Raw genomic sequence first — 21,917 nt, 5'->3', positions numbered from 1 at the left:
CTTCCAAAGCCGGTTTTGCCCTGCCGGGCGGGTAGCCCAGAGACAGCTCTGATTATTCACCATATACCTTTTGCAGTATTTTATCTGCCCCGGCAGCTAAGAGTTTTTCTGCCAGCGCTGTACCTGTTGCTTCAGCCTGTTCAGGGGCACACATAGTCTCTTCGAAGAAGATCTCTTGCCCGTCCGGGTCGGCAACCAACGCTCGCAACCAAATTTCATCCTGCTCATTCAATGACGCATAAGCGCCGATCGGCACCTGGCACCCCCCTTCAAGGCGAGTAACAACCGCCCTTTCTGCATTCACACAAACAGCACTTTGTTCGTGATGCAGGCACTGAATCAATTCCAGCGTTTCTTTATCGTCAATGCGGGCTTCGATGCCCAGCGCGCCCTGGCCACCCGCAGGTAACATATGCTCAGGCGCAATGAAGCTTTGTATACGATCACGCATTCCCAAGCGCTTAAGGCCGGATGCGGCCAAAATAATTGCGTCATATTCTCCCGCGTCCAGCTTAGCCAGGCGCGTATTCACATTACCGCGTAAGAAGGTGACTTCCAGGTCAGGCCTGGTAACCAATAACTGACTTTGACGGCGCAGACTGGATGTACCAATCACCGCGCCTGAAGGAACCTCCTCAAGGGAGGCATATTTGTTAGATACCCAGGCATCCCTCGGGTCTTCCCGCTCACAAATTACAGCAAGCCCCAGACCTTCAGGAAAATCCATTGGCACGTCTTTCATAGAATGGACAGCGATATCGGCGTCGCCATTTAACAGCGCATGCTCCAGTTCTTTGACGAATAAACCCTTACCACCCACCTTCGCCAAAGGCACATCTAGGATTTTATCCCCCCGACTGACCATCGGCACCAGCTCAACCGTCAGGTCAGGGTAGGTGTCTTCTAATACAGATTTGATGTGATTGGCCTGCCACATGGCAAGCTCACTTTGCCGGGTAGCAATTCGGAGTGTTTTCATAGTGTGTCCCAAGCGCTTTTATTTTCGAAGCATTTTAGCAAAATGCATCCGCCTCTTGGGAAAACACTATGATTTATAAACGTGACAAGAGCTCTCTTACGCCGGAAACATGGCGTCGACTGACAACCGGACGATACTCGGACTGCTTGAGACGTATCTCAAACTGGCCAGCAGAGCTACGTTCCATAGCCTCAATATGCGCGATGGAGACCAGGGAATTTCTATGAATACGAACAAACTTATCCGCAAATTCTGCTTCAAGGTCTTTTAGTGTGTCATCTACCAGAGTTTCACCTTCGTGGTGTATGACCGTGACATACTTATGATCCGCCACGAAACAAAGTACATTTTCGATCGGCACCAACTCAATGCCTCGACGGGTTTTGGCGGAGATATGCTGGCGCTGCTTTAGCTCATCTGCGCTTTCTTCAACGTCACTTTCTGTTGAAGCCTTTTTCTGAGCTCGGGTAATTTTCCTTGCCTTTTCTATTGCAGCAATAAGCTGTTCTTCTTTGACCGGTTTCAGCAGGTAACCACTTGCCAAGGTTTCAAACGCTTCCAGCGCATACTCGTCGTATGCGGTACAAAAAATAACGGCGGGAGGGTCTGGCATAAGCGAGATTTCGCGGGCAGCTTCCAGTCCATCTTTTTCAGGCATGCGAACATCCATGAAAACAATGTCAGGGTCACACGCATTCACTTGCTCTATAGCGTGATTACCATTATCAGCCTCACCAACCAATTCGCAATCTTCAATGGTCTCAACCATTTTGGCTAAACGACGACGCGCTAAGGGTTCATCATCAACTATCAATACGTGCATGGTAGTCCTCTTTCTAAAGTCATTTTTAGTCTAGCTCTCCTTCGCCAGGACAACTAAGGGATAGCGCACGTTTATCACAAATAATTCTTCAGAACTTTCAAACGTCACCGAGGCTTTATTTCCATAGTGAGCCTGCAGACGATGCATAATATTTTCCAAACCAATACCATTTCCCTTGTGTTCAACATCCACCACTGGGATCGTTTTTTCCGCAACAGGATTACTGATACGAATATCCACCCACTGTGATGAAAGTTCGATATCGATATGCACTGTACCTCCCCGAGACAGAGGCTGGATACCATGGTAAATGGCGTTTTCCACCAACGGCTGCAATAAAAGGCTTGGCGATGAGGTTGTTGCAGCCACGTTTTTTTCGTCTTTGATCCGCCAAACAACCTCCAGCCGCTTATCGAGACGCAACTTTTCCATTCCTATAAACTGTTCAGTCAGCCGAATTTCCGCTTCAATAGAAACCAACCCCGGCTCGCTCAAACTCACACGAAACAGATCGGCTAAATCCTCAACCATTCGTTCCGCAGTCTTGCTATCAAAAGAGATCAAACTGGCAATCGTATTCAAACTGTTAAACAGGAAGTGCGGGCGTATACGAGACTGTAAGGATTGCAAACGCGCCCGAAGTTCCGCCTGTTGTTGATTCAAAAGCTGTTGTTGAAGATAAAAATAGCGCAGCACAATGCCGGAAAAGATTGCGGCAATAATCAGATTATCCAACAGATAATAAAGATCCAGCTTCATTTCTCGATGAACAACCCAATATCCCGCCTGTGAAAACACCAGAGTTAACCCCAGCACAATGCTGTAACTGGCCATACCGGACACATAGGCATTGTTGCGTTTAAACCAGGGCCGCAACAAACTGAGGAAAGCCGCGCTGGTCAACACAACCCACTGCACCAGAAACGACACCATACCAAGATACGTCCAGTCGAACTCCATCACCCCGGAACGGGTCACCACCAACCCGACCGCTAGAAGCTCACCGAGCATAACTAAAAAGAAAACAGCCGAGACACTGTATAAATTGGGTAGAAAATCGCTGCGTTTTGTTTGTGTTGCTAAAGTGTTGATGGGCATAGCTCCTAGGTTCGGTATAATGCTCAACCTTTCTTTATTGTAGTAATCACCAGTTAAGTCAGCAGAGACAAACCATGAGCCAAGATACACATTCCGTAAAACCTTGGGGCGGTCGTTTTAGCGAAGCCACTGATGCCTTTGTGGAGCGTTTTACCGCATCCGTTGAATTTGACCAAAGGTTATATCATCACGATATCAACGGCTCTATTGCCCACGCAACTATGTTAGCCGCAGTTGGCGTGCTGACCGACGACGAAAAAAGCACCATTATCGATGGCCTCAATGCTATTCGCGAAGATATTGCAGCAGGCAAATTCAATTGGTCGGTCAGCCTCGAAGATGTGCACATGAATGTCGAAGCAGAGTTGACCAATCGTATCGGCATTACTGGTAAGAAGCTTCATACCGGACGCTCCCGTAATGACCAAGTCGCAACAGACATCCGGCTCTACTTGCGCGACGAAATCGATGCAATTGGCCAAGAACTCACCCGCTTACAACAAGGGCTGGTTACGCTGGCTGACAACAATGCCGATACCATTATGCCGGGGTTCACTCACTTACAAACGGCCCAACCGGTTACGTTCGGCCACCATTTACTGGCATGGAACGAAATGCTGGAACGCGACTATCAACGTCTTATGGATTGCCGTAAGCGCGTAAACCAATCCCCCCTTGGAGCGGCAGCCCTGGCGGGAACGACTTACCCTATTGATCGCGAGCTAACCGCCAAATTACTCGGTTTCGAAGCCCCTACCCGCAATTCGCTGGATTCTGTCAGTGACCGCGACTTCGCCATAGAATTCTGCAGCTTTGCCGCTCTGGTAATGACACACTTATCCCGTGCCAGTGAAGAATTAGTTCTGTGGACTTCCGCTCAATTTAATTTTATCGATCTCCCAGACCGATTCTGTACCGGCTCGTCCATCATGCCACAAAAGAAAAACCCGGATGTACCAGAGTTAGTTCGAGGTAAAACTGGTCGGGTAAATGGCCACTTGATTAGCCTGCTTACTCTGATGAAGTCCCAACCTCTGGCATACAACAAGGACAATCAGGAAGATAAAGAGCCACTCTTCGATGCTATCGATACCGTAAAGGACTGCCTCCGCGCGTTCGCCGATATGATTCCGGCCATCAGCCCGGTTAAGGAATCCATGTATGAGTCAGCCAAACGCGGCTTCTCAACCGCAACCGATTTGGCTGACTACCTGGTTCGCAAAGGTATTCCTTTCCGTGACTCACACGAAGTCGTGGGTAAGTCTGTGGCTTATGGCATAGAACAAAAGAAAGACCTTTCTGAAATGTCATTAGAAGAGCTGAAACAGTTTTCTGATGTGATCGAAGAGGATGTGTTCGAAGTATTAACCCTGGAAGGTTCAGTAGCAGCGCGAGATCATATCGGCGGCACGGCACCCAATCAGGTAAAAGCTGCGGCAGCCAAAGCCAAAGCCCTGATTGAAGCCAGATAATGGGCGAATCACTGGCCGACGTTCAACAGGCGCTTTCTTTCGTCACCGAAATTGAGCGCTTGAAAGACGTGCTGCGCAAAACCAAACCTGTTGGGTTAAATCGATTCGAAAATTCCGCTGAACACAGCTGGCATGTCACCTTAACTGCCTTGATGCTGCAATCCTTTGCCAACGAAAAAGTGGATATTTTTCGGGTAATAAAAATGCTGCTTATCCACGACCTTGGCGAAATCGATGCGGGCGACAAAATTATTTACGCCTCTGAAACACCCGAACAGAAAAACAAGGAAGCCGAAGGCGTTAAGCGCATACTCAACCTGCTTCCAGGTCATATAGGTGAAGACTTTTTTGACCTGTGGCTGGAATTTGAAAAAGGCGATACTGCGGAAGCAAAATACGCGCGAGCAATTGATCGTATCCCGCCGCTATTACACAACTTCCATGGTGATGGGCATAGCTGGCGCAATCATAAAATCAGCAAAGAGCAGGTGCTCGATATCAATCAGCGCATTGCCCTGGGCAGCGAAAAGCTTTGGCAATACATATCGGCAGAAATAGAAGAGAAAGCGTCTCAAGGCTACTTTAACCATCAGACAGAAAAGCAAGGTGAATCATGAAATACCAGGGTAGCTGCCACTGTCGAGCAATCACATTCGAAATCGAAGCCCCCGACATAATAGAAGCTATTCACTGCAACTGCTCCATATGCAACAAATCCGGCTTTTTACATTATATCCTGCCCTTAAACCAGTTTACGTTGCTAACGGGTCAGGATCATATAACGACATATCAGTTTAATACCGGGATAGCTAAGCACACCTTTTGTAAAATATGTGGCGTAAAACCCTTTTATACCCCGAGATCAAATCCTGATGGGATAGATATTAACGTCAATTGCCTGGATGACAGACCAAAAGAAATGGCGGTAGCAGATTTTGATGGAGAAAACTGGGAAGAGGGAGCGGACTCGCTGGCCCATTTGAGCCAGCAGAAAAACTAAAGGTCGTCGATATCGTAATCCACAATAACCGGTAGGTGACTGGAAAAGTGCCGGGTTTTATACATGGCAGCATACTCAACACGCTTTTTTAAGGCCTGGGAAATCACTTGGTAATCAATCCGCATCCCATCGCCTTTACCCACTTCACCACTTGGCCACCAACTGAACTCACCGCCTTCTGGCACAACCGCTCGAAAGGCATCTGCGTATTCAAGCTGCGAAAAAAGTTGATTCATCCACTGTTGTTCATGGCCAAGAAAGCCTGAAAGAGCATCATGGTTTTGATAATTTTCTACGTCCTTTTTGGTATGAGCCATAGCCCAGTTGCCGCAAAAAATATAATTTCGACGCTTGCGTGTAACCTTATGCAACAACGCCTGAAAATCATCAAAAAATTTGATTTTAACTTCCTGAGATTCCGTTTCTGAAAAAGCGCTTGGAGCGAGGAGAGAGCCAATGGAATAGCGCTCAAAGTCCACTTGAAGATAACGCCCTTCCATATCCACACCACTGGCAAAGCCCAGGCCATAGATGAGGGCCTTTGGCTGATGGCGGGTATAGATAGCAACACCGTTATAGTGCCTTACTCCAGAATCAAAAAAATAGGAGAAGTAACCTTCAGGGTGAAAGATATCATTGTCAAGTTCTGGCTCTAGTGCACGAAGGTCTTGTAAACAGATGATGTCTGCATCCTGCTCTGCGATCCAGTCATAAAGGCCCCTTTGGGCCGCCTGATGAATTCCATCAACGCTCAAACTAATAACTCTCATACATGCCCCTTAATAAGCGACAGCGTATGATACATATTCTTATTACAATTTGTTAGCATAGAAGCCGATTATATTTCAATTTGCTAGTTATCATTATTGAGAAGCCGCAAATAAGACTTGGGAATAACTCAATCCGTATTTCTTATAATAGACATATTTTTGGCGTTTTGTTTCGAGCAGGGATTTTGCACCATATTCATCGGTGAAACCACCTGTCTGATGAATACACTAGGGGGCATGTATTCTGTTAGTATACCCGCCCCCTGATTCAACAAGCTTAATGGAACTATGGAATCTTACCAAAAAGATTTTATCGAGCTGGCTCTGGCAAAACAGGCACTAGGGTTCGGCGAATTTACTCTCAAATCAGGACGCATTAGTCCTTACTTTTTCAACGCAGGTCGATTTGATACCGGCGCAGCCCTCGCCCAACTGGGTAGAGCCTATGCAGAGGCTCTGGTACGCTCAAAAATAGAGTTCGACGTCCTACTAGGCCCCGCCTACAAAGGCATCCCTCTCGCAGCAACAACGGCTGTCGCTTTATCAGACAATCATTTACGCGACATACCATACTGTTATAATCGCAAAGAAGCCAAAGATCATGGCGAAGGCGGTGTGCTCGTTGGTGCTCCTCTGCAGGGCAAAGTGGCCATCATTGATGATGTCATTACTGCGGGAACAGCAATCAGAGAAGTGTTGTCTATTATAGAAGATGCGGGTGCAACTCCCTCTGTTATCGTTGTCGGCCTAAACCGACAGGAACGAGGCAAGGGAGATAAATCCGCAATTCAGGAGCTTCAGGAAGAAACCGGCGTACCCGTCATTAGTATTATCGACCTGGAAAATATCCTGAGTTATTTGGAAAACACCGGTGACTCAACCACACTTAAAAAGGTATCGGATTATCGAGCCCTGTACGGGGTTTAAGAAGATGGCATGAGCAAGTTCAGAAAACCAATCAACAATAGAGCATTAAGAGCAGCGATAATCTGCATCCCGCTGCTGTTCAGCTCGGTTACTCATGCCGAAGCCTACCTATACCGCTACTTGAATGACAAAGGTGTTAAGGAAATTGGTCATGCCATCCCACCTGAATACGCACAAAATGGCTACGAGGTACTGAACCGTCAGGGACAGGTAATCAAAGTCGTCGAGCCCGCACCAACAAATGAAGAGATTGCAATAAAAGAGGAGCAACGGCTCGCTCAAGAACAGTATGCGATTCTAAAACGCAGATACAGCAGTACCGCGGATATTGAATCGGCCAAACGGAGAAAGCTGGCCAATCTGGAAACCAATATCGCCATACTGCGCGGCAATATTAACAGTGTCCAGTCAACCATAGACGGGCTCATGACCAAAGCTGCGAATATTGAGCGCCAGGGAAGACAAATTCCAGCCAATATCCTACAGGAGCTGACGGACGCTAAAGCCGAACTTACCGTTGCTCAGGAAATGTTGGATATACGACTTAACGAGTATAAGGAAATATCAGAAAAATTTGATAAAGACGTTGCCGCCTTCATCAAAGGGGCAGAGCTCGAACCTCAACAGTAGGCCTTATACCGCCTCAACCACAAACCCACTTACCAAATAAGGCCACTGCTCACGCCAAGACTCCGTAGGCTGCTTCTTGAATTCACTACGAACAAATTGCGCGATTCGCCCTTCAGCAACAGACATTAATAAGTTTACTGTTGCAGCGATACTCAAACCGAAGTGCATTCCATGACGCAGTTCAGCATCACGAAGAATTTGCTTTAACTGAGTTTCAAGACGATCAAACAATTGCACAACACGCAAACGTAATCGATCGGTCTCTCCCGCTAACGCATCGCCTGTCAAAATTCGGGTAATACCAGGGTTACGCTCGGCAAAAGCCAAAAGTAAATGAAGAATCTTTTCACATCGAGTCAGCGGATCCTGCTCCTCATCAACAATCAAAGAAACCCGGGAAAAAATGGTTTCTTCAATAAACTCAATAAGCCCCTCAAACATTTTGGATTTACTGGGAAAATGTCGATAAAGTGCAGCTTCTGAAACGCCAACTTCTTTCGCCAGAGCCGCTGTTGTGATTCTAGCGCCAGGGCTGGCCTCAAGCATGCTTGCGAGTGATTCCAGAATTTGTTGCCTTCTTGTCTTTTTGTTTTGGGCACTCATAAATACCAGCTCTCTATGTAGAGTGCTTAACTCGCACTCATTCCTCTTAATGCAACTCTCAGTGTTTATTTTTATCTGGCAGTAAGCTTTCGCCCTAGAGAAAACTTACCGCCGAATCCAGCACACAAGGAAGACGCTTATCGTATATGGATACGCAACAGGCTTCAACAAATAGAAACGAGTTTAATATTCCTATCCGTTATTAGTGATTAAGGTTCCCACCCCAGTGTCCGTAAAAATTTCCAAAAGTACGGCATGCTCCACTCGACCATCTATAATATGCGAACTACCAACACCCGATTTGACCGCATCCAGTGCGCAGGTTATTTTCGGTAACATGCCACCATATATCGTTCCGTCGGCAATTAGTTCATCTACACGATTGGTTGTTAAACCGGTTAAAACATTGCCTTCTTTATCCAACAACCCAGAAACATTGGTCAACAGCATTAGCTTTTCTGCTTGTAATACTTCTGCTATTTTTCCAGCCACCAGATCAGCATTAATATTATAAGAAGCTCCATCTTCACCAACACCGATAGGCGCAATGACGGGGATAAAATGACTGTTCACCAAGACATCAATCACAGAACGATCAATATAGCGCACCTCACCAACGTGGCCGATATCAATAATTTCCGACGCATTCAAATCTGGCGTTTTCCTCGTAACTTCCAGTTTTTTTGCGCGAATTAAATTGCCGTCTTTACCCGTAATTCCAATTGCCTGACCACCATTTTGATTAATTAAACTAACAATTTGTTTATTAACCGTTGCCCCCAACACCATCTCCACCACATCCATGGTTTCGCTGTCGGTGACACGCATACCATCCACAAAATTGGATTTAATGTTTAAACGATTCAACAGCTCTCCAATTTGCGGCCCGCCGCCATGAACCACAATAGGGTTCATGCCAACTAATTTCATCAACACGACATCGCGGGCAAAAGAATTTTGCAATTTCTCATCGGTCATCGCATTGCCACCAAATTTGACAACAATTGTTTTACCGATAAAGCGTTGAATATATGGCAGGGCCTCAGTTAATACTTCGGCGACCTGATGTGCTTGAGAAGAAGATAATTGATCTGAATTTTGCATTTAATTTACTGATTCCAATCCACATTAATTGTATTGTCCACTTTGCGAAGTTCGCGAACAAACAAGGATTTTAATTTATGAAGAAACTCTTCGTCTTCGGCTTCAAATCTTAAGGTAAGGCCAGGCGTAGTATTTGAAGCCCTAACCAAGCCCCACCCTTTCGGATAATCAACTCGAATGCCGTCGATTGTTGTTATTTTGCCATCTAAAAAATCGGCCGTATCGACCAGCTTTTGCATTAAATCAAACTTTTGTTCATCAGGGTATTCCACCCTGATCTCTGGGGTGCTGATAGATGACTCAAATTCTTCAAACATCTGATCGAGAGACTCACCCTGCAAACTCAAAATCTCTATTAGGCGTGCAGCGGCATACATTCCATCGTCAAAACCATACCAACGATCTTTAATAAAAATATGCCCGGAAAATTCACCACCCAGTAACGCACCCGACTCAATCATTTTTTCTTTCATCGGAGAGTGACCGGTTTTCCACATAACCGGACGCCCCCCGGCCAGGCTGATACACTGATTAAGATGGCGAGTACATTTCACATCAAAAACAACATCCGCGCCTGGATTTCTCGCCACGATATCTTTAGCAAAAAGCATCAACAAACGATCCGGCCAGATTATTTTTCCTCCCGGTGTCACCACTGCAAGTCGATCGCCATCACCATCAAAAGCCACACCGATATCGGCACCAAGTTCTTTTACCTTTTCAACCAGCGGCAGCAAATTCTCTTCAACAGAAGGGTCTGGGGCGTGATTCGGGAATGAACCGTCGAAGTCACAAAACATAGGCGTAACCTGACAGCCCAACTCCTCAAATAATCGGGGGGCAACAACACCTGTAACACCGTTACCGGCATCCACCACAATAGACACATCCCCCGCCAAAGCAACATCAGAGAAAATGGTATCGATATAACTGGGAACAATATCGTGACGGAATTCCTGCCCGACACCTTGATGAAAGCGCCCTTGAATAATTCGAGTTCGAACACCCTTGATTTCTTCCTCTGTTCGACTTCGACCATTCATTACGATTTTAAAGCCGTTGTATTCTGCCGGGTTATGACTTGCCGTAACCATTACACCGCTTTGACTCTGATCCAATGTCTCCGTCGCAAAATACAATAATGGAGTAGGAACCGTTCCGATGTTCAGTACATTACAGCCTGTACTCAGTACCCCACGAATAAACCATTCAGTAATTTCCGGACTGTGAGTTCGAGCGTCACGAGCAACGATAAGCGTATCCTCACCGTAGTCAATCGCCTCGCTCCCAAGCGCCTGGCCAATTTTTTTCGCCAGCTCATTACTAATCTGCTCTCGAGCTATGCCGCGAATATCGTAGGCTCGAAAAATTGATTCAGGAATAAGTTCTTCCGCATCCTGCAAATCAAAAATATCATCCTCTTCTTCTGGTATAGGTTCGATCTCTGCCCCGTCCTCGACCGATTCCAAACCAAGCAACTCTTCATCTTCTTCCGCTATTTCAACATCCAGAATATCGGATGTTTGATAAATAGGGTTTACCAACTCACTCTCACCCGTAACACCGGATACTGAACCCGTTTCAACGGATTGCTTTTTAAGTCGATTTATTTCTGCAATCTGCGCAAGGCGCATTCCAACATAAACAGCCAAACCAATAAGAATTAAGGAAGCGACAACAATTATCAAAACCGGCTGCAACATATTGACATGGGTTTGGTCTGATAAAGCGCGGGATGCAGTAAAGTTTATTGACCAAAAGCTTTCTGGAATAATGACCGATTTACTCGTCGCCAGCTCACCCTGCCCAACAAGAACAACTACCTGTGCTGACTGATTTGCACCAAAGCTTTGTGTGAGCTGCACCTGACCTGAAGTTTCAACACTCTGTTGGAGCTTTTGGTTTAAAACAGATAAATCAAACGTCGCCAGGAGAGTACCAACCGGTTCCTGACCAGGATCATCTGGCGCGCCTAACACAAAATTCAAATACCATTTACCTTCTAACTGGAATGCTTCAGGCAGAACACTCTCTCGATGCTCTGCACGCCGAATCATTTCCAGTTCTGAAAATCGAATGGGGGGAAAAATATCTTTGTTTAGTTTTGCAGTTTGTCGCGGATGCAATCGAACGGATAATACGCCGTCGAGACGCTTTAAAATTTTCTCTTCTGTATCTTTCAGATATTTTGTGTCATTTACTGCAAAGGAAGCGCTTAGCAATGGTTTACGAGCATAAAACGCCAACTGGGATGTAGTTTCTTTAATATAGGCCTGAACAGTGTCCGCCGCGAGTTGTGCCCGCTGCTGTGATAACTCTTCCAATTGCTGCTGTTTAACGTCTATAACAAGAATTTGAACAACAACAAACCCGACTACTGCACTTAACAGTATGCCAACCGCCAACCCGAGCAATTTACCAACTGCCATCGGTTCAATTTTTTTAATTTTCTTTGGCGCGGCGACAGAAGCTTCTTCCTGTTCCGCACTAAATCGTCTTTTAACACCCTGAACCACAAAAATTTCCTTTTTGACTAAGCTGTGAAATCAAGTCGTAACATATTTATATTTTTTGAGCGATAAGCTGGATAAGCTGCTTGGCCAATTGATATTTACTTAACCCTGCAATCTCTGTTTCGCCGTTGGCATCGATAACAGTGACATTATTGTTATCACTGTTAAAACCTATGCCCGGCTGCGACACATCATTGGCTATTACCATATCCAGTTTTTTGTTTACACGTTTTGCTCTCGCATACTCCAAAAGGTTATCTGTTTCAGCCGCGAAACCAATGACACACGCCACCTGATTAGTTTCCGCCACCCCGGCAATGATGTCGGGGTTTTTAGTCAATTCGATGGACATGGTCTCGGAGGCAGTTTTCTTCAGTTTAGCTGCTGCACACTGAACCGGACGATAATCAGCAACAGCCGCTGCACCAATAAACACCTGTGCATTTTCTATTCGAGCCATTACTGCCGCATTCATCTGCTCCGCACTTTCTACTGCAATAAACTCCACATCTGCCGGTGGTGGCAAATTGGTAGGCCCCGAGATTAAAATCGTTTGCGCCCCAGCTTCTGCCGCTGCCCGAGCCAAGGCATAGCCCATTTTTCCAGAGCTGTGATTACTGATATACCTTACGGGGTCAATTGCTTCTCGAGTCGGGCCTGCGGTAAGCACCACTTTTTTTCCTGCCAGGACTCCTGAATCAAAACACGCTTCTGCGCATGAAGCGATTTCACTCGGCTCCAGCATTCGTCCCAGCCCCACATCACCACATGCCTGCTCTCCACTCGCAGGCCCCCAAACCTTAACACCTCGATCAATCAACTGTGCGAGATTCGCCTGAGTTGCCTGATGGCCCCACATAGCCTGGTTCATGGCCGGCGCTATAGCCAAATCCGACTTTGCGGCCAAGCACACGGTCGAAAGTAAATCTGAGCCTTCTCCAGTAGCGAGTTTGGCAATAAAATCTGCAGTGCAGGGAGCGATAATGATGATGTCGGCCCAGCGGGCGAGTTGAATGTGGCCCATGGCTGCTTCTGCGGCCACATCGAGCAAGTCGGTATGGACCGGATTACCCGACAATGCTTGCATAGTAAGGGGGGTTATAAACTCCTGCGCCGCTCGAGTCATCACCACCCGAACATCAGCACCAAGCTCTGATAAACGGCGAATAAGCTCTGCGCTTTTGTACGCAGCTATGCCACCGGTAACTCCGAGCAACACATTCTTATTCGTCAAGCTCGACATAAGATCCTCGTCCTCAACATATTCGTTTGGCTTGAACAGCCTTTGCGGAATCCCAAAAAGTTAGAAAAGCTAGTCCTTACTAGCGCCCTACCACCAAAAAGTGCGGGGCTTTGCACCCAGCGACCCAAAGGCGGTAAGATACCACTTTAACGCAACGGAAAGTACCGGCTAGGTGGAAAATCACGGAAAAAATTCCCTACCAAAAACCGGAAAACAACAACAAGGAAAAAGACTATGCCTATCACCGATTGGCCCGCCGACGAACGCCCAAGAGAAAAACTCCTTCTTCGCGGGGCTCAAGCCCTATCTGATGCCGAATTACTTGCAATATTCCTACGCACCGGCTGTGCTGGAAAATCTGCTGTCGACCTTGCCCGGGAACTTCTCAAACAATTTGGCACTTTACGATCTCTGCTAGAAGCACCAAAAAACGAATTTTGCCGAGCAAACGGTTTAGGTACAGCCAAATATAGCCAACTCCAGGCAGTTCTGGAGATGTCCCGCAGGCATATCCACGAAAAAATAACTCTATCCAAAACCCTTTCCAGCAGCAGAGTCGTTAAAGATTTTTTCATCAGCAAGTTACGACACCACCACAGGGAAGTATTTGCCGCAGCCTTCCTAGATTGCCAGAATCAATTCATTGCTTATGAGGAGCTTTTCTTTGGCACAATCGACTCCGCCTCAGTTCACCCGAGGGAAGTGGTCAAAACCGCCCTCCACCACAACGCGGCATCGGTTATTTTTGCCCATAATCACCCTTCAGGTAACGCAGAACCCAGCCAACAGGATAAAGTTATCACCCAAACTCTGCGCAGAGCCCTCCAACTGGTCGACATTCATACTCTGGATCACATTGTTGTCGGCCACGGCGAACCGGTCTCTTTTGCCGAAAGAGGACTGATATAAGAGAAAATCCAAGAAAAAAAGCCAAATAAGTTGCTATTAAGAAGTCCTTCTGGTATAAAACGCGCCTCATTTTTCGGCCTATACCTCTTAACCTCAGTAGGTACTTGGATTTCTAGATTGGCCGGTAGATACTGGTGCGAAATGCACCCGAAACCAACTCAGTATTGAAGATAGAGGCAGGACCATGTCTAAGGTTTGTCAGGTTACTGGTAAGCGTCCAGTAACAGGCCACAATGTATCACACGCAAAAAACCACACTAAGCGTCGTTTTTTGCCTAATTTGCACAGCCACCGCTTTTGGGTAGAGTCTGAAAAGCGTTTTGTTAAGCTTCGCGTTTCCAGTAAGGGTATGCGAATCATTGACAAGTTGGGTATCGAAGCTGTTTTAGCTGATATCCGCGCTCGTGGCGAAAAAGTTTAAGCGCCCCGCTAAAGGAGATTAATCCATGCGAGATAAGATTCGATTGAACTCAACCGCTGGTACCGGTCACTTCTACACGACCGATAAGAACAAGCGTAATATGCCTGGTAAAATGGAGATCAAAAAATTTGATCCTGTTGTTCGCAAGCATGTACTGTACAAAGAAGGCAAAATTAAGTAATTCGCAGACATTGTCGAATTACCGCTGTAACTCAGCAAATTTGTAAGAAAGCACCCTTTGTATTCAAAGCCTGGTTATACCAGGCTTTTTTTATGTCTGAAAAATATTCTAATATAGCGTAATTAATTAACCTGATTACGACCTTCCCATGCCAGAACTACCCGAAGTTGAAACGACACGACGAGGCATTGAACCTCACATCACGAACAGCAAAATTATTCGGGTCGACATCCACAACCCCGACCTGCGCTGGCCGGTGCCCACAGAATTACCCGACTTAATAACCAATAAAAAAGTCCTGCGTGTAACCCGTCGCGGGAAGTACCTCGTGTTGCATTTTAAAAATGGATACATCCTGTGGCATCTGGGTATGTCTGGCAGTCTACGCGTATTGGAGACCCCCTCTGATCGACAAAAACACGACCATATTGAAATTACGTTCGCCAATAAAAAACGCTTGAGATTCAATGACCCGAGACGGTTCGGGTGCGTATTGTGGTCGGACGAAGATATTGAATTACACAAACTCATTCATCATTTGGGTCCAGAACCACTCACCGACGAATTCCACAGTGACTACCTTTTTCAAAAATCACGCAAGAAAACACAAAAAGTAAAAAGCTGGATTATGGATAGTAAAGTGGTCGTAGGGGTTGGCAATATCTATGCGAATGAATCACTGTTTCTATCCGCCATCAATCCCAATAAACCCGCAGGAAAGCTCACAAAAGCCAACTGCGAACTTCTGGTCGACAATATAAAAACGGTTTTATCAAAAGCCATCTCCCAGGGCGGCACAACATTAAGGGATTTTGTCGGCGGAGACGGAAAACCCGGTTACTTTGCACAAGAACTCAATGTTTACGGCAAGGAAGGCACCCCATGCCCAAAATGTAAGAAACCACTGACTTTAAGGAAAATCGCCCAACGTGCGACTGTCTACTGCACTCAATGCCAGAAATAAAAAAACAAGAGAAGAAAAAGAAAAGACACGAATACCCGTTAACCCAGGCTGAGACTGGCGTGAGGTAACGGGTATTTTTAAATATTGCTCTAGATTTTTATAAATATTTTTTTCTTGTACATACCCCAGGAAATAAACCAGAAAAGCAACATGTGTACAAAAGCATACATGTGAGAGGCCACATATTTATTTCCAAGCGCCGGTAAAAACCAGGCTTCATACATATAGCGGCCAAAACCAACACTTTCCCCATTCAAGTCCATTGGAATAAGCCAGTATGTTGAAACCCACAACCAGGATAATGCATAGATGAATAACGGGTTAGTGCCGTAGATACGAAACGGCTCCATTATTTTTTGCCCTTTCTCTGTGGAGCAAATCACAATTAACAAACCCAGTACAATGAACGCCCAACCACTACTCACAATGACATAGGAACTCGTCCAAAGGTTCTTACTGATTGGGAAGATTAGCCCCCAGAGCTGACCAACAACTACCAGGCCAACACCCCACAACATAAGCTTTTTAAACTTTTCTCCGTCATCCTTCATTGTCGATATGGCTTTGGTCACCCAAAAACCGATGGTCACATTGACAATGGCTGGAATGGTACTCAACAGACCTTCCGGCTCGAAAGTAGGATGCATATGCGGGAACATATGAGATGGGCCTAAAATAGCAAAATCGATAACTCGGACAATATTATTTTCGATACTGTACGGCTCTGGAGATGTGCCGGCAAAAAATAAAATTAGCCAATAAATAAATAAAATAGCCGCAGAAAAAATTACCAAGCCACGGGTAGAAAGATACAAAACAGCAATAGATGCTATGCCATACGCAATAGCAATTCGCTGTAACACTCCCATGATTCGCAGATCATCAAACGATTTGGTAAATGGATACCAATGCAGGAATATTCCAATACCAAAAATGATCAACACCCTTTTACCGAGTTTTTTTAACACTCCCGGCGAAGGTTGATAATCAAAACGCTTCAAGGCAAAAAACATTGCCGAACCGGTGATAAAGAGGAAAAAGGGGAAAACCAAATCTGTGGGTGTATATCCATACCAGGCAGCATGCCCAAGAGGCCACCAAATTGCTTCCCAGGTACCAGGAGTATTCACTAGGATCATTAATGCTATGGTCATGCCCCGCAAGACATCTAGAGCAATGTTTCGCGATGGGTTTGTTGTTGTCATGTTTATTTCCGATCTAGAAGTGCGCTTCAAACAAAAAATCGTTGAAAGCAGTTGTTATTAGATTAGCATTTCCTAAAAAAAAGGCGTACTGAGAATGTACGCCTTATTACCTTATACAGCAACAGACAATCCCTACTCGGCGTGAGTGTCTGCAAACTCCCCTTCTTTAAGCTCGTTAATTTTCCCCATGCGATAGCCTTTAACCGCATAGAAAAGAATATAAACATAGCAAAGCATACAAATCAGGAAGCTGAGTTTATAACCGGCATGGTCGGCAATCCAGCCGATAGTCAACGGGATAACCGCACCACCGAAAACCCCCATAACCAACACACCAGAACCTTGGGAAGTATGACGCCCGAGCTTGGCGATACCAAGAGGGAAGATTGAAGGCCACATAACCGAGTGGCATAAACCACATAAGACTAAACAAACCGCAGCAACAGGGACATGAACATTGATAAAGCCAATGCTAAATGGATCTCGCACCAAAGCCAGCACAGGAATATCAAGCCAGGTGTTCAGCAACGGCGGCATGAAACTGAGAGCAAGCAAAATAATGGCGGCAACCACGACCACTCTCAACAATAATTCAGCACTTAGTTTGGTACCCACATAGGAACCAATAAAACGGCCAATCATTGCGCTACCCCAGTAATAGGCCAGTAAGTAAGCTGCGTGCTGGTGGCTTAAACCACCCATTTCTTTGTTTTCCAGATACAGAATAAGCACTGCACCGATGGAGACTTCCACACCAACGTAAAAGAAAATTGCCAAAGCACCCAGCTTCATATGCAGATAATCAAAAGCAGAACCATATAACTTACGATGCTTGTCTTCTTCGCTTACCGCTTCTTCATGAGCCAATATTGGTAGCTTGATAAAGAAAAGCGTTCCTGCCACCAAGAAGCAGACAACACAGAGCGCAACATAGGGAAGCAATACGGAATTGGCTTTCTCCAGTTTATAGTCCCACCAGAGCTTCTCTGATTTATCGTCAACAGCTTTAAATTCATCTGAAGCAAACAAGGTTTTCAGACTTGGCTTGACTTGATTTAACAAGCTTTCAGCTTGATCCTCGGAAGGCGCGTCGACACTATTAAGCGTACCCAGAATAACCTGAACCTGGCCGCTTTCGTCTTGCCAGGCAGCTGGATGAGATAACACTTCTTTAAGTCGATTCAAGTCAGCAAGCGAAGATTTTTCTTCAGCAGCGTCAACTTGAACTTCATAGACTGATTGAACCTTATCAATTGCATCGGCGGAGGGATAATCAGGCGCGGTGACATGCTGCAAAATAAAAGCACCACCGATAATCGGACCAATAAAGGTCGCCGTAGAATTGAGCGCTCCCCCAAGATTAAGACGGGAAGCCCCCGTTTCCTCAGGCCCCAAAGCAATGATGTAAGGGTTGATACAAACCTGAAGAATAGTTAACCCTGAGGCCGTCACAAACAGCGCCAGAAGAAATACCGGGTACATCACCAATTGGGCGGCGGGAATAAACAACCCCAAACCAACAGCCATAGTACACAGGGCAATAATAATACCCCGCTTGTAACCGGTTACTTTGACAATACTTCCCGCAGGGTAGGCCCAGACGAGGTAGGCACCGAAAAAGACAAACATAATGAGCATGGCATCGCGATTGGATAGCTCGAACAAGCCTTTTAATCGCGGCAATAACACATCATTTAAAACTGTAATAAAGCCAATAACAAAAAACAGGGACACCATAAGCGCCAAAGCAAACTTATAGGAACCCGTACTTTGGCCGCCAGACGCAACTTTAGTGGAGCCTGTACTGGGAATACCACCCGCCATAATATTTCTCCGAACGTTTTTATAATCTTTATTTGAGAGCGGCAATAAACCACCCCAACACGCCGCTTGCGAGACACCTTAGTGCCTCTCCCCCTGGCTGTGAGCAATATGTGAGCTTACCCCAACTCACACTAAACTCTTAGAATAGCGTAGAAACGGTGAAAATCAGAAAAAGCCGGCACAAGTTGGCTGCATTACACCCATTGAGATGAATAATTAGACTAACCTATACAAAACTATCTGTCCGGTCATGCGTTTAAAGCGTGAAAATGCCGTACGCACGCTATTCTTTGTCCAATGCAGCTCGCTGTGTTTCCACAAGCTCTGCAATACCTTTCTTAGCAAGAGCAAACATCTTGGTAAACTCTTCCTCAGAAAAGGGCGCTTTTTCTGCAGTCCCTTGAATCTCGATTAAACCGCCCTCTTCTGTCATAACGAAATTCATGTCCGTTTCGGCACTGGAATCTTCCGGATAATCCAAATCCAGCACTGCTTCGCCTTCATAAATGCCTACAGAAACAGACGCGACCATCTTCATTATCGGACCAGTAGAAACCTTTCCCGCAACCTGCAAAGAACGAATCGCATCAGCCAAAGCGACGCAAGCCCCTGTAATAGATGCAGTTCGTGTCCCTCCGTCTGCCTGAATGACATCACAATCGATAGTGATGGTGTATTCCCCAAGGGCCTTTAAATCTACCGCAGCACGCAGTGAGCGACCAATCAAACGTTGAATTTCAACCGTTCTGCCACCTTGCTTACCTCGCGCAGCTTCACGCCCCATTCTGGTTCCAGTCGAACGTGGCAACATCCCGTACTCCGCCGTGACCCATCCCTGCTCTTCACCTTTGAGAAAACGAGGAACGCCTTCTTCCACCGACGCAGTACAAATAACTTTGGTATCACCAAAGCAAACCAGCACTGAGCCTTCGGCATGTCGAGTAAAGTTTCGGGTAATGGATACATCGCGCAGCTGATCTGCCGCTCTTCCACTTGGACGTTGCATGGGAGCCTCTTAAATCAATAAATTTGCAAGGATTATATAAGGGTAGGGATTAGAAAAACCATCACTGTGTTAGTATTGCTCCTCTTATGTACCTTTTATAGGAAACACTCCATGTCTCGCAGTATGACAGGCTTTGCTCGGCGGGAAGAGCAATATCCCTGGGGCACGCTTTCATGTGAAATTCGCAGTGTCAACCATCGCTACCTTGAACCTTCATTTCGAATGCCGGAAGTATTACGGCGGGTTGAACCCATTTTCCGGGAAGCTCTGCGTAAAAAGCTAGCCAGAGGCAAGTTGGAAATCAATATCTACCTGAAGACCGAGACAGCGGAATGTACCGATATTGAACTGAACCAGGCATATTGCAATGAAATCGTTCATCTTGCAGAGCAGGTCAGCACCAAAATCAGCAACCCAGCCCAACTCAATCCTCTTGAGGTACTTCGCTGGCCTGGCGTGATTCAGGCGGCTGAAATTCCACCAGAAGTCCTGGCTGAAGCCGCAGAAACACTGTTTTCCGAAGCTCTCGAACAGCTGATCGAAAACAGAGGCAGAGAAGGGCAGGAACTGGTCAAAATTATTGAACAAAAACTGCAAGGCATTACCGAAAATGTCGCTCTGGTGAAAAAGGCATTACCGGAAATCCTCGAACATAATCAGCAAAAACTGCAAACCAAGTTAGCCAGTATTGAAGTCGATGTCGACCCGGATCGTCTTGCTCAAGAATTGGTAATCATCGCCCAAAAAGCCGACGTAGCCGAGGAACTGGACAGACTGGAAACCCATGTTGCCGAAGTTGCACGAACACTAAAGAAAAAAGAACCGGTTGGCAGACGACTCGATTTTCTTATGCAGGAGCTAAACCGGGAAGCGAATACACTTTCCTCCAAATCCATCAGTACAGATACAACGCAAATTGCCGTGGACTTGAAAGTGTTGATTGAACAAATGCGCGAACAAATTCAAAACATCGAGTAACTATAAAAAAAGCAGAGCGTATAAAACGCTCTGCCAAGGTTCTCTTACTTACCAGTTAAGAGATTAATGAATTCGTTTACCGATCATCAAGCCTCCCCAAACAACACTTCGATTCGCTACACCGTGGCGAACTTCTGAAGAATGACCACGCAAACCATAACTAAAATAAAAGCCGTTTTTAAAACCGTGGGTATAACCCAACCACGCCTCCACAAGAAAATGATTTAATTCATCCGAATCGAAAGTGACTGGTGAATGTTTAAACTGCCCCTGTAAAAAGGCGTTATAGGCTCGCGCTTTAACAGCAACACCCGCCCAAAAATAGGATTCCCGGTATTCTTTTTGCGTTTTCACACTGCTTTCCGCATAAGTTGCCACCTCCGGGCTAAACCCATACCAGGCGGATTGAATATCTCCGGCACGAAAACTTAACCCCCAGCTAGCCTCGGTGATGTAGCCAAGGGAAATCGAACGCGTATGCTTCAATTCGTAGTTGTTTCCCAACTCCCCTAACAACTGTTGTTTCGACAAGCTGTAACGAAACGTAGGCTCTCCACCATCGGAAATTTGCCGATTCCAGCCAACCTCCTCTGCACTGTCAAGCAGCTGGTGTGTCATGCTCTGAAGTTCCGCAGCAATATTTAACCCCAACACCCCAAACGTTAGTTGAGAACGCAACACCGTTTTATTACGCGGACTCACCCGATCCGCACCCGTGGAAACATAAACCAGACTCGCAAAAGGACGATCCTGAGCATCCTTAACTTCTTCTCTCGGCTCGGCTGGAGTAAATGCATATAAGCCTACCTCCATGGAGCGACGCTGTATGAGATTGCTTTCGATACCCAGCAACTCATCACCAAGTTTTCTTGACCGGGTAAAGAAATTATCTTTCAGATCGGTTCCAACATAACTGCCGCTAAAACCGTAGGTGTAATCCTGATCTTTACCTCCTGGCACCAAAAAATCATTCTCAAAACTAAACGACCAACGTTCGAACTCTTTGGTCGAACCACCCAGATTCAACAGGTTGAGCCCCAACTTTTCGTTCACATCAAATACCGACTGTGTAAATTCATTTGCCTTTAACGGAACGGCTTGTATGCCCACTACAAACAAACCGATAAACAACACCAAGGCTTTTGTTACGTACTCCATAAGCGCCTCTTATATATGACCGGTCGTCTTACTTTTCCAGAATACAGACCGGTCGGTATGTTTCGGGATGATCAAAATGTCTCTGTGTTTTTTTTGTTAGTGTTTTTTA

Annotated in this window: 22 protein-coding genes; 10 read left to right on the top strand and 12 right to left on the bottom strand. The window is 46.0% G+C overall.

Annotated elements, in window-relative coordinates; all coding sequences use genetic code 11:
• Positions 1-52: 52 nt before the first annotated feature.
• The 3 genes from hemC to P5V12_RS20475 all read right to left on the bottom strand — a co-directional run bounded on the left by hemC (position 53) and on the right by P5V12_RS20475 (position 2,900).
• A complete protein-coding gene (gene hemC / locus P5V12_RS20485; protein ID WP_316954944.1) occupies positions 53-979 on the bottom strand; it encodes a hydroxymethylbilane synthase in 927 nt (308 codons plus the stop codon).
• A gap of 73 nt (positions 980-1,052) precedes the next feature.
• A complete protein-coding gene (locus P5V12_RS20480; RefSeq protein ID WP_316954943.1) occupies positions 1,053-1,802 on the bottom strand; it encodes a LytTR family DNA-binding domain-containing protein in 750 nt (249 codons plus the stop codon).
• 30 nt (positions 1,803-1,832) lie between these two features.
• Positions 1,833-2,900 carry a sensor histidine kinase gene (locus P5V12_RS20475; RefSeq protein WP_316954942.1) on the bottom strand — a complete coding sequence of 356 codons (1,068 nt, stop codon included), beginning with the start codon at positions 2,898-2,900 and terminating at the stop codon, positions 1,833-1,835.
• A gap of 74 nt (positions 2,901-2,974) precedes the next feature.
• Between P5V12_RS20475 and argH the strand changes: the two genes are divergently transcribed.
• Genes argH through P5V12_RS20460 form a run of 3 tightly spaced genes read left to right on the top strand, consistent with a single transcriptional unit; the run spans position 2,975 to position 5,372 of the window.
• Positions 2,975-4,372 (top strand): argininosuccinate lyase, encoded by a 1,398-nt coding sequence (argH, locus tag P5V12_RS20470; RefSeq protein ID WP_316954941.1) that lies wholly within the window; start codon positions 2,975-2,977, stop codon positions 4,370-4,372.
• Complete coding sequence (locus tag P5V12_RS20465; RefSeq protein ID WP_316954940.1) at positions 4,372-4,989, top strand: HD domain-containing protein; 618 nt, start codon at positions 4,372-4,374, stop codon at positions 4,987-4,989. Before argH ends, P5V12_RS20465 begins: the two co-directional genes overlap by 1 nt.
• On the top strand, positions 4,986-5,372 hold the full coding sequence (locus tag P5V12_RS20460; protein WP_316954939.1) for a GFA family protein: 387 nt from the start codon (positions 4,986-4,988) through the stop codon (positions 5,370-5,372). Before P5V12_RS20465 ends, P5V12_RS20460 begins: the two co-directional genes overlap by 4 nt.
• Here P5V12_RS20460 and P5V12_RS20455 read toward each other — a convergent pair.
• The gene (locus tag P5V12_RS20455; RefSeq protein WP_316954938.1) at positions 5,369-6,142 is read right to left on the bottom strand and encodes an exodeoxyribonuclease III; all 774 of its coding nucleotides are present in this window, start codon (positions 6,140-6,142) and stop codon (positions 5,369-5,371) included. The two genes, P5V12_RS20460 and P5V12_RS20455, sit on opposite strands and share 4 nt — an antisense overlap.
• Before the next feature lie 288 nt (positions 6,143-6,430).
• On the opposite strand from P5V12_RS20455, the gene pyrE reads away from it, so the two are divergent.
• Together pyrE and P5V12_RS20445 are read left to right on the top strand one after the other, a co-directional pair.
• Positions 6,431-7,069, top strand: coding sequence for an orotate phosphoribosyltransferase (pyrE, locus tag P5V12_RS20450; RefSeq protein WP_316954937.1), 639 nt, complete (start codon positions 6,431-6,433; stop codon positions 7,067-7,069).
• A gap of 9 nt (positions 7,070-7,078) precedes the next feature.
• A complete protein-coding gene (locus tag P5V12_RS20445; RefSeq protein WP_316954936.1) occupies positions 7,079-7,699 on the top strand; it encodes a hypothetical protein in 621 nt (206 codons plus the stop codon).
• Positions 7,700-7,702: 3 nt separating this feature from the next.
• On the opposite strand, the gene slmA is transcribed toward P5V12_RS20445, so the two are convergent.
• The 4 genes from slmA to coaBC form a co-directional block, all read right to left on the bottom strand.
• Positions 7,703-8,302 carry a nucleoid occlusion factor SlmA gene (gene slmA, locus P5V12_RS20440; protein ID WP_316954935.1) on the bottom strand — a complete coding sequence of 200 codons (600 nt, stop codon included), beginning with the start codon at positions 8,300-8,302 and terminating at the stop codon, positions 7,703-7,705.
• Positions 8,303-8,494: 192 nt separating this feature from the next.
• Positions 8,495-9,406, bottom strand: a complete 912-nt coding sequence (argB, locus tag P5V12_RS20435) for an acetylglutamate kinase (RefSeq protein ID WP_316954934.1) — start codon at positions 9,404-9,406, stop codon at positions 8,495-8,497.
• A 5-nt stretch (positions 9,407-9,411) separates the two neighbouring features.
• Positions 9,412-11,922, bottom strand: a complete 2,511-nt coding sequence (locus P5V12_RS20430; RefSeq protein ID WP_316954933.1) for a phosphomannomutase/phosphoglucomutase — start codon at positions 11,920-11,922, stop codon at positions 9,412-9,414.
• A 46-nt stretch (positions 11,923-11,968) separates the two neighbouring features.
• Positions 11,969-13,162: a bifunctional phosphopantothenoylcysteine decarboxylase/phosphopantothenate--cysteine ligase CoaBC gene (coaBC, locus tag P5V12_RS20425; RefSeq protein ID WP_316954932.1), complete on the bottom strand. Its 1,194-nt coding sequence runs from the start codon at positions 13,160-13,162 to the stop codon at positions 11,969-11,971.
• Between the two features lie 234 nt (positions 13,163-13,396).
• On the opposite strand from coaBC, the gene radC reads away from it, so the two are divergent.
• From radC to mutM, 4 genes are all read left to right on the top strand, one after another.
• A complete protein-coding gene (radC, locus tag P5V12_RS20420) occupies positions 13,397-14,071 on the top strand; it encodes a RadC family protein (RefSeq protein ID WP_316954931.1) in 675 nt (224 codons plus the stop codon).
• Between the two features lie 184 nt (positions 14,072-14,255).
• Entirely contained in the window at positions 14,256-14,492 is a 237-nt protein-coding gene (gene rpmB, locus P5V12_RS20415) for a 50S ribosomal protein L28 (RefSeq protein WP_316954930.1), read from the top strand.
• A gap of 25 nt (positions 14,493-14,517) precedes the next feature.
• A complete protein-coding gene (gene rpmG, locus P5V12_RS20410; protein ID WP_316954929.1) occupies positions 14,518-14,673 on the top strand; it encodes a 50S ribosomal protein L33 in 156 nt (51 codons plus the stop codon).
• A 148-nt stretch (positions 14,674-14,821) separates the two neighbouring features.
• Complete coding sequence (gene mutM, locus P5V12_RS20405) at positions 14,822-15,637, top strand: bifunctional DNA-formamidopyrimidine glycosylase/DNA-(apurinic or apyrimidinic site) lyase (protein WP_316954928.1); 816 nt, start codon at positions 14,822-14,824, stop codon at positions 15,635-15,637.
• Between the two features lie 89 nt (positions 15,638-15,726).
• Here mutM and P5V12_RS20400 read toward each other — a convergent pair whose 3' ends face one another.
• From P5V12_RS20400 to rph, 3 genes are all read right to left on the bottom strand, one after another.
• Positions 15,727-16,842, bottom strand: coding sequence for a DUF5009 domain-containing protein (locus P5V12_RS20400; RefSeq protein ID WP_316954927.1), 1,116 nt, complete (start codon positions 16,840-16,842; stop codon positions 15,727-15,729).
• A gap of 132 nt (positions 16,843-16,974) precedes the next feature.
• On the bottom strand, positions 16,975-18,666 hold the full coding sequence (locus P5V12_RS20395; RefSeq protein ID WP_316954926.1) for a sugar MFS transporter: 1,692 nt from the start codon (positions 18,664-18,666) through the stop codon (positions 16,975-16,977).
• A 283-nt stretch (positions 18,667-18,949) separates the two neighbouring features.
• Positions 18,950-19,672, bottom strand: a complete 723-nt coding sequence (gene rph, locus P5V12_RS20390) for a ribonuclease PH (RefSeq protein ID WP_316954925.1) — start codon at positions 19,670-19,672, stop codon at positions 18,950-18,952.
• A gap of 111 nt (positions 19,673-19,783) precedes the next feature.
• Between rph and P5V12_RS20385 the strand changes: the two genes are divergently transcribed.
• Positions 19,784-20,650: a YicC/YloC family endoribonuclease gene (locus P5V12_RS20385; RefSeq protein ID WP_316954924.1), complete on the top strand. Its 867-nt coding sequence runs from the start codon at positions 19,784-19,786 to the stop codon at positions 20,648-20,650.
• Positions 20,651-20,713: 63 nt separating this feature from the next.
• Here P5V12_RS20385 and P5V12_RS20380 read toward each other — a convergent pair whose 3' ends face one another.
• Entirely contained in the window at positions 20,714-21,808 is a 1,095-nt protein-coding gene (locus P5V12_RS20380; RefSeq protein ID WP_316954923.1) for a lipid A-modifier LpxR family protein, read from the bottom strand.
• Between the last annotated feature and the right edge of the window lie 109 nt (positions 21,809-21,917).

Origin of the sequence: Teredinibacter sp. KSP-S5-2 (assembly GCF_032773895.1) — a bacterium.
GTDB lineage: Bacteria > Pseudomonadota > Gammaproteobacteria > Pseudomonadales > Cellvibrionaceae.
Note: the sequence above shows the minus strand (reverse complement) of the source record. Positions and strands in the feature narration are given on the sequence as shown.

What these genes read in the sequence shown, in the direction of transcription:
- hemC (WP_316954944.1), bottom strand. Translation starts at nt 979, where the DNA reads ATGAAAACACTCCGAATTGCTACCCGGCAAAGTGAGCTTGCCATGTGG.
- P5V12_RS20480 (WP_316954943.1), bottom strand. Translation starts at nt 1,802, where the DNA reads ATGCACGTATTGATAGTTGATGATGAACCCTTAGCGCGTCGTCGTTTA.
- P5V12_RS20475 (WP_316954942.1), bottom strand. Translation starts at nt 2,900, where the DNA reads ATGCCCATCAACACTTTAGCAACACAAACAAAACGCAGCGATTTTCTA.
- argH (WP_316954941.1), top strand. Translation starts at nt 2,975, where the DNA reads ATGAGCCAAGATACACATTCCGTAAAACCTTGGGGCGGTCGTTTTAGC.
- P5V12_RS20465 (WP_316954940.1), top strand. Translation starts at nt 4,372, where the DNA reads ATGGGCGAATCACTGGCCGACGTTCAACAGGCGCTTTCTTTCGTCACC.
- P5V12_RS20460 (WP_316954939.1), top strand. Translation starts at nt 4,986, where the DNA reads ATGAAATACCAGGGTAGCTGCCACTGTCGAGCAATCACATTCGAAATC.
- P5V12_RS20455 (WP_316954938.1), bottom strand. Translation starts at nt 6,142, where the DNA reads ATGAGAGTTATTAGTTTGAGCGTTGATGGAATTCATCAGGCGGCCCAA.
- pyrE (WP_316954937.1), top strand. Translation starts at nt 6,431, where the DNA reads ATGGAATCTTACCAAAAAGATTTTATCGAGCTGGCTCTGGCAAAACAG.
- P5V12_RS20445 (WP_316954936.1), top strand. Translation starts at nt 7,079, where the DNA reads ATGAGCAAGTTCAGAAAACCAATCAACAATAGAGCATTAAGAGCAGCG.
- slmA (WP_316954935.1), bottom strand. Translation starts at nt 8,302, where the DNA reads ATGAGTGCCCAAAACAAAAAGACAAGAAGGCAACAAATTCTGGAATCA.
- argB (WP_316954934.1), bottom strand. Translation starts at nt 9,406, where the DNA reads ATGCAAAATTCAGATCAATTATCTTCTTCTCAAGCACATCAGGTCGCC.
- coaBC (WP_316954932.1), bottom strand. Translation starts at nt 13,162, where the DNA reads ATGTCGAGCTTGACGAATAAGAATGTGTTGCTCGGAGTTACCGGTGGC.
- radC (WP_316954931.1), top strand. Translation starts at nt 13,397, where the DNA reads ATGCCTATCACCGATTGGCCCGCCGACGAACGCCCAAGAGAAAAACTC.
- rpmB (WP_316954930.1), top strand. Translation starts at nt 14,256, where the DNA reads ATGTCTAAGGTTTGTCAGGTTACTGGTAAGCGTCCAGTAACAGGCCAC.
- rpmG (WP_316954929.1), top strand. Translation starts at nt 14,518, where the DNA reads ATGCGAGATAAGATTCGATTGAACTCAACCGCTGGTACCGGTCACTTC.
- mutM (WP_316954928.1), top strand. Translation starts at nt 14,822, where the DNA reads ATGCCAGAACTACCCGAAGTTGAAACGACACGACGAGGCATTGAACCT.
- P5V12_RS20400 (WP_316954927.1), bottom strand. Translation starts at nt 16,842, where the DNA reads ATGACAACAACAAACCCATCGCGAAACATTGCTCTAGATGTCTTGCGG.
- P5V12_RS20395 (WP_316954926.1), bottom strand. Translation starts at nt 18,666, where the DNA reads ATGGCGGGTGGTATTCCCAGTACAGGCTCCACTAAAGTTGCGTCTGGC.
- rph (WP_316954925.1), bottom strand. Translation starts at nt 19,672, where the DNA reads ATGCAACGTCCAAGTGGAAGAGCGGCAGATCAGCTGCGCGATGTATCC.
- P5V12_RS20385 (WP_316954924.1), top strand. Translation starts at nt 19,784, where the DNA reads ATGTCTCGCAGTATGACAGGCTTTGCTCGGCGGGAAGAGCAATATCCC.
- P5V12_RS20380 (WP_316954923.1), bottom strand. Translation starts at nt 21,808, where the DNA reads ATGGAGTACGTAACAAAAGCCTTGGTGTTGTTTATCGGTTTGTTTGTA.